The sequence below is a fragment of the Bariatricus sp. SGI.154 genome (assembly GCF_050313795.1).
GTDB lineage: Bacteria > Bacillota > Clostridia > Lachnospirales > Lachnospiraceae > CAMBRQ01.
Window position 1 is genome coordinate 368,965 of the sequence record NZ_JBNPMC010000001.1, and the last position, 12,179, is coordinate 381,143.

Consider the following 12,179-nt stretch of genomic DNA (forward strand, 5'->3'; position numbering starts at 1 on the left):
CAAAACTATGGAATATTGTCCATCATTACTAAAGATATGATATTCTTTTTTATCTCCCGATGTGATAAGTTAAGTTCATAAAAAGCAACGTGACTATTCAAAAAGGAGACATATCATGAAAACAATTACAAACACAAAAGTATGGGAAGAATCTGTTATCGTTCCAACCTATAAGGTATATCCGCCAGAAAAGGGACCGCTGTTCATCGAAAACCGCGCTTACCAGGGCAGCACCGGGCGTGTCTATCCATTACCTGTAACCGAGAAGATCTCAGATGAGAAGGAAGATGTCAGTTATCGTGCCATTTTCCTGGAAAATGATTATCTGAAAGTCATGATCTTCCCGGAACTTGGCGGAAGAATCCAGAGAGCTTACGATAAGACGAACGATTATGACTTTGTCTATTATAATCATGTGATCAAACCGGCACTGGTGGGATTAACCGGTCCATGGATCTCGGGCGGAATCGAGTTCAACTGGCCGCAGCACCACCGTCCAAGCACCTATTCTCCGGTAGATTGTTCTTATCAAGAGAACGAGGATGGTTCCGCGACGGTGTACGTCAGCGAGATTGATAAGATGTATGGAACCAAGGGAATGGCTGCATTCACTCTCTATCCCGACAAAGCCTACATCGAGATCAAAGGACAGTTATTCAACAATACCGATACACCGCAGACCTTCCTATGGTGGGCGAACCCGGCTGTTCCGGTGAACGACCAGACTTACTCCGTATTTCCGCCGGATGTTCATGCGGTTATGGATCACGGCAAACGGGCAGTATCCACTTTCCCGATTGCCACCGGAGAATACTACAAGTATGACTATTCTGCCGGAATCGATATTTCCATGTATAAGAACATCAAAGTACCGACCTCATACATGGCCGCTCATTCTGACTATGATTTTATCGGCAATTATGACGAAGGCAGACAGGCAGGTCTTCTGCATGTGGCAGATCATCACATCTCCCCTGGCAAGAAGCAGTGGACCTGGGGTAACGCAGACTTTGGTCGTGCATGGGACCGCAACCTTACCGAGACAGATGGACCTTACATCGAACTGATGACGGGGGTATTCGCAGATAACCAGCCAGATTTCACATGGCTGAAACCTTATGAAGAGAAGACATTTACCCAATATTTTATGCCGTACAAAGGAGTCGGACGGGTGAAGAACGCCACCAAGGATGCTATGGTGAATCTTGAGATCGCAGACGGCAGCGGCTCTATCCTTCTGTATACCTCCGGCAATTACCAGGGACTACGTCTTGCCGTTACCGGTCCGGATGGCACATTATATGAAACTGTAATCGATACCTCTCCAAAGGAGCATTTTGAGGCTTCATTTGCTACCACTTTGCAAGACGAGAGTGGATGCACCGTAACGGTTACTACCGCAGAGGGGCGCACCTTAGTGTCATACACTGCCAAAGAGCAAGAATTAGAGCCAACTCCAGATCCGGCAAAACCATTAGGGGCTCCTTCCGAATTAAAATCTACCGAAGAACTCTTCCTTGGCGCACAGCATCTGGAGCAGTACCGCCATGCAACCTATGAACCGGCAGACTACTATGAGGAAGGATTACGCAGAGACCCTTCTGATATCCGCCTTAACAATGGCTACGGACTTCTGCAGTTAAAACGAGGCAATTTTGAAACGGCACGGATTCATTTTGAACGGGCAATCGAGAAACAGACCTGGAAGAATCCGAATCCATATTACGGAGAATGTTACTTTAACTTAGGGCTTGCACTTTATTATCTTGGTCGGGAGGATGAGGCTTTTGATGCATTTTACAAATCCACCTGGAGTCACGAGACTCAGAGTGCCGGATTCTACTGGCTTGCTGCTCTTAGCTGCAAGAAACATGCGTACGAGGAAGCGCTTGCATTCATCGACCAGTCTATGATCCGCAACTGGCATAATATGAAAGCAAGAACATTGAAAGCAGCCATTCTGCGTACATTAGGGAAGGACAGTTCGGCTCTTCTGAAAGAAAGCCTTGCAATTGATCCTCTGTCTATGGGATGCATCTACGAGAATTGCCTGCTTACAGCAACCGCAGATCACACATTATCCAAGGGCACACTATTTGCGGAATCTGCCACTGGCAACTCCCTCCGGATGCTTGGACAGTTCGAAGAATGGAAGGCGGCTATGCGGACACCGGCGCACAATTATCTGACGCTTTCCCTTGATTATATCAAGGCTGGCTTCTATCAGGATGCGCTGAACATCCTTACCTCTGCTACGGATGCGAATCCTATGACCTTCTATTATGAGGGATATGTACATACCAAACTGCAGAATATCGAGGCGGCAGAAGAAGCCTTTGCCAAAGCCGAAGCGGCGAACCCGGATTATTGCTTCCCGAACAGAATCGAAGAAGTTGTGATACTGAACACTGCGATTGCACAGATGAAAACAGCACCGTTCGCTCATCACTATCTTGGCGACCTGCTCTATGATAAGAAGCAATATGAGGCAGCAATCGAACATTGGACGCTCTCCATCCAAGAGAATGACCAGTATGCCATGTCCTACCGCAATCTTGCGATTGCTTACTATAACAAACGTAACGACTCCAAGAAGGCATTGGAATTCATGAAGCAGGCACTTACGCTTGATCCTGCATATCCAAGATTTTTACTGGAATACGATCAGCTTGCCGCTAAGAATCATATTTCCGTAGAAGAACGGCTGGAAACTCTGGAGCAATATCCAGAACTTGTCAAATCCCGCGACGTCCTCTACCTGGAATATATTACATTATTAAACGAAACCGGACAGTATGACGAAGCACTCGCCTGCTTAAGAAGCCATATCTTCCACCCCTGGGAGGGCGGCGAAGGCAAGGTAAGCGGCCAGTACAGATATGCTTTGACAGAAAAAGCGCTCCTTAAGATGGAACAGCACAACTATAATACTGCAATTGAACTCCTCACTCAGACCCTAACATATCCAGATAATCTTGGCGAGGGCAAACTCCCGAATGTGCAGGATAACATTGCCGAGTACTATATCGGACAGTGCTACCGGGAATTAGGTGACGAGACTAAAGCCGTCGCTTATTTTGAAAAAGCATCCACCGGTCTGGAAGAGCCATCCGTAGTTCTGTATTATAACGACCAGCCATCCGACACCATCCTATATCAGGGTCTGGCAAACGAAGCCTTGGGACGGACAGATAAAGCAATGAAAGCATATCACCAGTTGAAAGCATTCGGCGAAAAACACCTCTTCGACAAAGTAACCTACGATTACTTCGCCGTATCCCTGCCGGAACTGGAAGTCTTCCCAAGCAACATCCAGGAACGGAACATGATCTATTGCAAATATCTGATTGCGTTGAGCGAAATCGGACTTAAGAATTATGAGAGCGCGTCCAAGAGACTGGACGAGATACTTGAAATGCAGAAGAATTATCAAGGGGCAATTCAGCATAAGTTGATGCTAGCAAGGATAACGAAATAAGAAGGAATTTTATAGTTGGTGACCGAAGCCGGGAAGGGGGATTGATTCCTCCGAGGCTTCGCTTAACCTCCGGAATCAATCCCCCTTCCCGTCTTCTGCGCCATCTACCGGCAGGGATTCCAGTTAGAATGCACGCGAAACCCCATTAGCCAAATAACATATTCTCATATTCTAAATTCCCCTATCCACACTGCTATATCGCCAGCACCGTTCCAGCGCATCCCGCCGGATTCCCCACAGGGGATGCGGCTGGTCCATTGGAAGCGCCAGGCGCAAGTGTGAGCCATGGGCGGCTTGGGGGCGTTGACCTTCGTTTTAGAATATGTTACAGCAAAACGAGCGATTATTTCGTACGAAGATTGAATCTCAAATTCAATCTGAGAGGGCATCTGAGTCGTGAGGCCATCAAGGGCTCACGGCGAATATGCCCGGTTACGAAATAATCGCTCGTTTTGCTGTTACATATTCTCAACGAAAGGCTCCGCCCCCAAGCCGCCCATGGCTCACACTCGCGACGTCCGCCCTCCACACACCAACATCCCCCAAAAGAATCCTACCGAACCTTCGTCAGATCCTTCATATCTTCTTTCAAATGCTGATAAATGCTCTTATACAATCTGAAGTACTCATTATACTTCTCATGGTTCTCCTGATTCGGCATGATCTTCTCATCCAGAACCTGCCACTTCTTCACTTCTTCATATGTAAGAATTCCAGTTCCGATACCAGCCAGCATAACATCACCCATATTCGCCTCAACATCATAGATCGGGCATACAACCGGGTAGCCTGTTACATCAGCGAAGATCTGTCTCCATACTTTGGACTTCGTTACTCCACCAGCGATCAGAATATACTCGCCAAGGTCCTCTCCTGTCGCTTCCATTGCATCACGCAGGCAGTAAGCAACCGCTTCTAAGAACGCTCTGTACAGATGACCTTTTGTATGTGTCAATGACAGACCTACGATCGTTCCTTTTGCATCGGAATCCCATACCGGGCTTCTCTCGCCCATGAAGTACGGAAGTACCACAAGTCCTTCACTTCCTGCCGGAATCTGCTCTGCCTGTCCGTTCAGCACGTCGTACATGCTTGGTCCGCCATTCTTCTGATTTTCAATCTCCCACTGGCACAATGTGTTGCGGAACCATTTTACAATCGCACCTGCCGTATTGCCACCTGCAAAATAATAAGAAAGGTTCTTAGCATCGTACAGATATGGCCAGATAATCAATCCTTTTCCTTTTACAGGCTTGTCAGAGATCAATGCCGCACACATAGAAGTACCGATTGCTGCTGCATATACGCCAGACTCGAATACGCCAAGTCCGATATTCGCTGCACCACAGTCAATACCACTTGCGATGACCGGAAGACCTTCCCACAGTCCAAGATCTTCTGCGATCTCTTTTGTCATTCCGCCTACGATATCTGTAGATTCTACGATACGCTGCGGCATCATAGATGATGGGATTCCCATAGCATCCATTAATTCTTCAGACCATGTACGTGTGTTCATATCGAAGATTCCACCGATATTTCCTGCGGAAGAATAATCAATTGCAACTTCTCCGGTCAGTTTATAGATCACATAGTCATTCGGAGGCAAGAACAGCTTAGTCTTCGCCCAGTTCTCTGGCTCGTGATTCTTCATCCAAAGAATCTTTGTATATCCATAATAAGGATCGGCTCCGTTGTGAGTGATCTCTAAAAGTTTCTCTTCTCCAATATTCTCAAGCACCCATTCCGTCTCTTCTTTTGCTCTTCTGTCCATCCAGATCATACATGGGCGGATTGGCTTCATCTCTTCATCAAGCGGAATACCAGATCCTCCATACAGACCGCTGATTGCAATACCTTTGATCTCTTCGCTCTTAACTCCTGCCTCTACTGCCTTAGCAACCGTATTGCGGATAGAATCCTTCGTTGCCTCATACCATACGTCCGGCCACTGCTCTGCCCACAGCGGCTTTGGAGTCAGGACATCATATTCCTGCAGATCCTGTGCAATCAGTTTTCCTTCCGTATTCATTAATACTGTTTTTGTTCCGGATGTACCGATATCGGTCCCCAATAAATATTCCATTGTGCTCCTCCTGTTCATCTTTTATTATTTAAACGTGTTTTATAAAACTTATTTAAATAATAAACCTAAAACTGCTTTCTGTCAATTTACATATTAGGAAAAATATCACTGTCATTTTTAGCGATATTGCACAATAGCACTTCTCGTTCCAAGTCAGCCATCGAAGAGTTTACCCCAAGCAATTATACCGAATAATTATAAATGGGACATCATCAATTATCTTTTACAACCGATAATTAATAACGTCCCATAGATTTCAGACCACGTCTCTAAATATGATCAAAAAATTCATCAATAAAGTACAGCGCCGCGCCTGCTGCAGCCGCTTCTACTTTATACTGACATTCAATCAAGAATTCTTCTGATCGATCCTCAAAAGGATCCCTTGCATCTACGCGCTGGCACAGATCCTTCATATAGTCTTTAATATATGCTCCCACATAACCGCCAAGTATGATATCCCCATCAAACAGCATCTTAATATTGTGAATCGCCATTGCCAGATCATCCAGATAAGCATCCCATAATCTCCGGGCATTCTCATCTCCCGCTTTCAGGCAGTTGAAGAATTCTTCCAGATCACCATCCGTATACTGATCCAGATTGCCTGCCCTGCACACGGTATCAAAACAGCCACGCTTTCCGCAATAGCATTGCTCGCCTCCATCCCGCACGACAGTCATATGACCAATCTCGCCGCCCTTCTGCGTATTGCCCTCATAGATTGCATTGTCAATAATCACTGCACCACCTACGCTATTGCTTAAACTAATATAAAAAGCATTACGTATGCGTTGATCACTCCAGGTCTCTCCGTAGCCTGCCGCATAAGAATCATGAATCAGCCGACTCCTGTATGGTATATATTTGGCTATTTCTTTTTTCTTATATCCTGTGAAATCCAAAGTAAGACCATACGCTACATACTCACCATCATCTGAAATCAGTCCCGGAACAGAGATTCCCACTCCTAACAGATTTTCCTCTTTTACACCTGATTCCTTTTTTACGCATTCTACAACTTCGCCAATCTCTTTGAGATATGCATCGTCTCCCAGATCGAACTTTATACGCCGCCTTACCAGGCTCACAATTTCCCCCGATAGATTTACTGCTACTGCTTTAATATGGCGTTCCGTAATATCAACACCAATCGCTAGTCTTGCATTCTCAATATAGGTAAATGCAGTCGCATTGCGCCCGCCGGTGTTCTTAATCTTCCGAGACGTGTCAATCAATCCCTGTTTTTTCAGAAATTCCAGATTCGAGGTAACCGTAGGCAAACTCAACTGCATATCCACAACAATATCTTGTTTCGACACGGAGCCCCGCTCTCTGATATAACTGTATATCATCTGTCTGTTTTTTGTCTTAATCTCATTGGCACTTAATTTCTCTGTACTCATCTCTGTCTTACCTGTCTTCTTTACTTCCATCTATATTCTAACGATCAACTGGATATTTATGTCATTCCGGTTATCATTTTATTTTATCACAATTCTGGCATTTATTCACCGGATATTGCATCATAATTCAGATCTATCAGTTCATCAAACGAATGGATCACCGGATATTCCCCTGCAACCTGTCCAAAGCCATATGCCGCAAATATCATCGGTATCCCTGCTTCTTTACATGCATCCGCATCCCCTTGCGTGTCTCCGACATATACTGCCTTATGAATCCCATTGCGTTCCATGATGATTCGAATATTCTCGCCCTTTAATCTGCCCGTGTCGCCAGGACATGTATAATCGGTAATATAAGCCTCAAGACCTGTATTTTTCAAAAATGCTTCTATATATCCTGCCTGGCAATTGCTGACAATGAACAGTCTGTATTCTTTGCTTAATTCACGAATTGTCTCTGGCATCTTATCATATAAGATACAAGGCGCCTTTTCTACCCAGTCATTCTCATATCTATATAGATGATCAGCCAACTGGTCTTTCTCTTCTGCACTGAGTTCCGGGAACAGATCGTCCATAATCTCATCCAACGGCTTGCCAAATTCCTTCTTAAGGTCATCCGCTGTCAGAACTCTGTCAAGTCGCGACTTCTCTCTGATTGCCTGATTCCATGAAATCGCAACCTGCTCTGTCGAATCCCACAAGGTTCCGTCAACATCGAATATGATTCCTTCTATCTTCATTCTTATTCGTTCTCCAATGCCATAATCATATCTACTCTTGTCTGATGGCGTCCGCCTTCGAACTCAGCATCCAGCCATGCCTTCACGATCTCTTTCGCCGTCTCGATTCCGATGATTCTTGCCCCGAACGCGAGAATGTTCGAATCATTATGCTGTCTGGTGAATCTTGCCGTACATGGTTCGGAACATACTGCCGCCCGGATTCCCTTCACCTTGTTCGCTGCCAGGGAGATTCCAACTCCGGTTCCGCAGATCAGGATTCCAAGGTCTACCTCCTTCGCTACTACCGCTCTTGCAACTTTTTCTCCATATATCGGATAATGGCAGCTTTCATGCGTATCCGTTCCATAATTCACAACTTCATATCCCAATTCTTCCAGATATTTCACGATCTCATTCTTCATATCTACTGCCGAATGATCATTTCCGATTCCTATTTTCATTTATATAACCTCTCTTCCATTCATCTTCTTTTTATATTATAATATCTAAGTGCTTAATTAGCAACACACCTTGTGCAAAAGCATTACTAAAAAGCATTTTAAAGAAGGGGATACTGATGATAAAACTAATTGCAAGTGATCTGGATGGAACTCTGTTGAAGGAAGGAACGCAGGATCTGAATCCTAACTTTTTCGATATGATCCGCGAATTAAAGAAGCGAGGGATTCTCTTTACTGCTGCCAGCGGACGCCGGCTTTACAACCTGCGGATTCTCTTTGCCCCCGTCAAAGATGATATCTGCTACATTGCGGAGAACGGATCTTTGTGTATCTGTGACGGCAAAGTGATCTCCAAAGGATTAATTGATCGCGATCTCGGGCTTCGCATATTCAGTGCAGTCAAAGAATATGGCGGATGCCATTGCGTTCTATCCTGCGAATTCGCATGCTATACCGATTCTAAAGATTCCGCATTTATCGAACACGTCCAAAACGTGTTGCGCTATGACCTGAAAGTTGTAGATGATCTGGCACAGGTAACAGAACCATTTCTAAAGATAGCCATCTGCGATTTCCGGGGCACGGAAGATATTCAGCCTTATTTTCAAGAACGGTTTGCGAAAGAGATTAAGGTCGTCACCTCCGGATATGCATGGATTGATTTTATTGCGCCGAATGCCAATAAAGGCACGGCTCTTGCTGATCTGGCGGCACATCTTGGGATTAAGCCGGAGGAATGTATGGCTTTCGGCGATCAGTATAATGATACGGAGATGCTGCAGTTCGCCGGCACCAGTTACGCAATGTCTGATGGCGCGCCGGGGATATCCGACTATGCTACAGATGTGACCGATTCGGTAGAGGACGTTCTGAGAGACCTGCTTTAAAAAGGGACACGGCAAATCCAATTGGGGACGTGGGTTTTTTCAATTTCCCCCGTCCCCAATTAAATTTGCCGTGTCCCTTTTTTAACTTTCCTTATTTCTTAGCCGCCTGTGTCTTAAATGTATTCACACCTTCTACCACCAGAACAATCGCCAGAATAGCCATCGCTGCCGCGAATGCCAACTGGAACCAGTCACCCCACAGAGCAGCACCTGCACCGATCATTACAATCTTATTCTTAACCGTAATCAGCAGACTGGTCAGTGTTGCAGCCAGCATGAATATCATAGGAACGAAGAACATCTTATTGTTCTTACCTGCATTACCAAGCCATGCAGCAACTGCCATCAGAGCGATACCTGCAAGCAGCTGGTTTGCTGCTCCGAACAGTCCCCAGATCTGGCTCAGGCTCAATCCGCCGAGGATACATCCAATCAGAACCATTGATCCGGTTCCAACAAGTGGATGTGCAAGAAATTTACGCACGCCCTTTGCATCCTTCCATGTAGCCTCATCTTCTTTCAAGAACAATTCTGAGAACATGAAACGACTCAGACGAGTTCCTGTATCCAGACTGGTAAGCGCGAATACGGATACAGCCAATGTTAACAGTGCATAGATTGTATGATATGTACCGGTCGTCTCATCAGAGAACATGGTAGCGATACCTGCTGCAAATGCTGCCGGAGGTCCGCCAAACTCGCCGCCGGTGTATTTATCAAATACCATGCCAACCGCAATCAGTGCTACGATTCCTAACGCAGACTCAATCAGCATAGAACCATAAGCAATCGGTTTTGCATCCTTTTCATTTGCAAGCTGTTTTGAAGAAGTCCCGGTAGAAATCAGACTGTGGAAACCTGAACATGCACCGCAGGCTACTGTGATAAACAGCGCCGGGAACAGTGTACCGATACTTGTTGTCCATCCTGTAAATGCCGGGATGTTGAATGTAGCAGTTCCGGCAACTCCGGAAAAGAGGATACCAGCCAGAGCCAGAATCATCATGCCATATAATAGGAAACTGGACAGATAATCACGAGGCTGAAGCAAGATCCATACAGGAACCAGTGATGCCACACAGATATATATACCAATGAAAACAATCCATCCAACTCGTCCCATAGCCAGACCAAAGTTCAGACCAAGAACGACAATCAGAACGATACCAATAATACCCGCAATCGTTGCCGGCAATGTCTTAATGCCGAAACGATTTGTTGCGATACCATAGATAATTGCCAGCACGATAAACAGTACCGAAATCATCGCTGTCGTCTGGTTACCGGTAGGACTCGTCGTAATACCTACAATACCAGGATCACTCATGAAAGTACCTGCTACTACATTTACGAAAGAAGCAATTACCAGAATCAGTACCAGCAGTGAGAATATTGTAAATAACTTCTGCGCTCTGCGTCCCATGGAATCTCTGATGATCTCACCAACAGATTTTCCTTTGTGTCGGATCGATGCAAACAGAGAACCAAAATCCTGAAGTCCTCCAAAAAAGATACCACCGATGATACACCATAAAAATACAGGAACCCATCCGAATACTGCCGCCTGGATTGGTCCGTTAATCGGTCCTGCACCCGCGATAGATGAAAAATGATGACCCATCAGTACTGCAGGCTTAGCGGCAACGTAGTCAACGCCATCCTCCATTTCTACTGCAGGGGTCTTTTTCCCTGGGTCAATCCCCCACTGTTTTGCAAGCCAGGAACCATAGACAACATAGCCAAGCACAAGCAAAACAATCGCTACAAGAATAATAAGTATTGCTGTCATTTTTTCCCTCTCCTTTATCTATAATGATTTATTGAAATATATTGCTAAAGAGTTTCTTCAGACTCTGGCCCTGGCGGTTATAGGCCATACGCCCGGAAGATTCCTCCAAAACAATCAGTCGATAGTGGCTCCACCCCTGGAAGCCAAAACGATAACTCTTATAATGCTGTAATTGGGGTACTAATGCAAATGCCTCTGCTGTGACTGTATTTCCCAATATCACCAGCGTAATGTCGGTATTTCTATGATTCGAATGAGGTTTCACACGAGCAAGACCTTCACTCCATGCTGCCTCATCAAATTCTCGCAGTTCTCCAACATCCAGATGATCCGATGTTGCAAAAAATACATATTCGTTTGACTCAGCCTCTCCTAATTTCACACTTCTCATCAGGAAAAACTGCTCATCATGAGAACGAAACACTGCTTCAGCCACGAATGGAAGCTTTGCAGTATCACGGTTCACATTGTAATAAGCCTCGTAAGATCTCAGCACCTTCTTAAGGGTGTTCATCTCCTCCATATTCTCCCTCCCATATCTTCACACTTTACCTACTCCATCCTAATCTGTCTCAGGCAGTTCATTTACATGAGTCCATGTTCCTCACTCTTCCGGCTGACGGTCCGGACAGGTGAAACTTGCATCCGGAATTCTTTCTTTCAATTCCTCCATCAGAATCTTTGCTGCCCGTGTTCCCGGCAGTTGAATCTGAGCAAGTTCTCCTTCTGCACACCAGATCACAAGATTCTCCACTTCCAGATTCCCCTTGCCGCAGCATAACTGCATTGGCACTGCCATCACCCGGCGGAAACACCGGCGGATATCCTGATACGGTATGTAATACACTTTTCTGCTCTTACGGAAATACAGATGCCTGTCACCTAATCTTATAACCCCTATTTCCCGCGCAGACCTATATTCGGTAGACACCACATCCGCATCCTGCGCCGGTGCCGTTAATGGATAGAATTTCATCAGTCACTCCTCCATCAGACTAATTCTACAAAATAAAAAAACTTCTTGAAAACATTCCGCTCGCTAGAGTTCTGCCTTACAAATGGAGATACACTTCGCACCAATTGCGCGCAAAGCAATATGTACTACACAGATATCCCCATTGATATCGCAGGTTCGTTCTATATCCTAGCTGTGTTGAAATGAATCAAGCAGTTTTTCGATAGATAGTCGCCTGTTGTATTTCATTTATTGGATTTTATTTGTAATCAGCACATTAACGCGCTAAATCATCTCTCAAATCTTTTACATATTACCACTTTTCTCGACAAAACGCAAGAGTTTTAGAGCGCACTCTAAAATTTATTGTAACAGTTCAGCCATAAGCC

9 protein-coding genes are annotated in these 12,179 nt (G+C 45.3%); 2 read left to right on the forward strand and 7 right to left on the reverse strand.

Going from position 1 to position 12,179, the window contains the following annotated elements; genetic code table 11:
- The first annotated feature begins 115 nt into the window (after positions 1–115).
- A complete protein-coding gene (locus ACQRBN_RS01865) occupies positions 116–3,478 on the forward strand; it encodes a DUF5107 domain-containing protein (RefSeq protein ID WP_427737224.1) in 3,363 nt (1,120 codons plus the stop codon).
- Between the two features lie 553 nt (positions 3,479–4,031).
- Here ACQRBN_RS01865 and ACQRBN_RS01870 read toward each other — a convergent pair.
- From ACQRBN_RS01870 to rpiB, 4 genes are all read right to left on the reverse strand, one after another.
- Positions 4,032–5,564 (reverse strand): FGGY-family carbohydrate kinase, encoded by a 1,533-nt coding sequence (locus tag ACQRBN_RS01870; RefSeq protein WP_427737225.1) that lies wholly within the window; start codon positions 5,562–5,564, stop codon positions 4,032–4,034.
- Positions 5,565–5,833: 269 nt separating this feature from the next.
- Positions 5,834–7,000, reverse strand: coding sequence for an ROK family protein (locus ACQRBN_RS01875; RefSeq protein WP_427737226.1), 1,167 nt, complete (start codon positions 6,998–7,000; stop codon positions 5,834–5,836).
- Positions 7,001–7,071: 71 nt separating this feature from the next.
- A complete protein-coding gene (locus ACQRBN_RS01880; RefSeq protein WP_427737227.1) occupies positions 7,072–7,716 on the reverse strand; it encodes an HAD family hydrolase in 645 nt (214 codons plus the stop codon).
- Between the two features lie 2 nt (positions 7,717–7,718).
- Positions 7,719–8,159 (reverse strand): ribose 5-phosphate isomerase B, encoded by a 441-nt coding sequence (gene rpiB, locus ACQRBN_RS01885; protein ID WP_427737228.1) that lies wholly within the window; start codon positions 8,157–8,159, stop codon positions 7,719–7,721.
- 116 nt (positions 8,160–8,275) lie between these two features.
- Between rpiB and ACQRBN_RS01890 the strand changes: the two genes are divergently transcribed.
- Positions 8,276–9,046, forward strand: a complete 771-nt coding sequence (locus ACQRBN_RS01890; protein WP_427737229.1) for an HAD family hydrolase — start codon at positions 8,276–8,278, stop codon at positions 9,044–9,046.
- Between the two features lie 91 nt (positions 9,047–9,137).
- Here the strand turns inward: ACQRBN_RS01890 and ACQRBN_RS01895 are convergent, their stop codons facing one another.
- The 3 genes from ACQRBN_RS01895 to ACQRBN_RS01905 all read right to left on the reverse strand — a co-directional run bounded on the left by ACQRBN_RS01895 (position 9,138) and on the right by ACQRBN_RS01905 (position 11,811).
- Positions 9,138–10,835: a carbon starvation CstA family protein gene (locus ACQRBN_RS01895; protein ID WP_427737230.1), complete on the reverse strand. Its 1,698-nt coding sequence runs from the start codon at positions 10,833–10,835 to the stop codon at positions 9,138–9,140.
- A 28-nt stretch (positions 10,836–10,863) separates the two neighbouring features.
- Positions 10,864–11,358 carry a hypothetical protein gene (locus ACQRBN_RS01900; RefSeq protein ID WP_427737231.1) on the reverse strand — a complete coding sequence of 165 codons (495 nt, stop codon included), beginning with the start codon at positions 11,356–11,358 and terminating at the stop codon, positions 10,864–10,866.
- Between the two features lie 81 nt (positions 11,359–11,439).
- Positions 11,440–11,811, reverse strand: a complete 372-nt coding sequence (locus tag ACQRBN_RS01905) for a hypothetical protein (protein ID WP_427737232.1) — start codon at positions 11,809–11,811, stop codon at positions 11,440–11,442.
- Positions 11,812–12,179 lie beyond the last annotated feature (368 nt).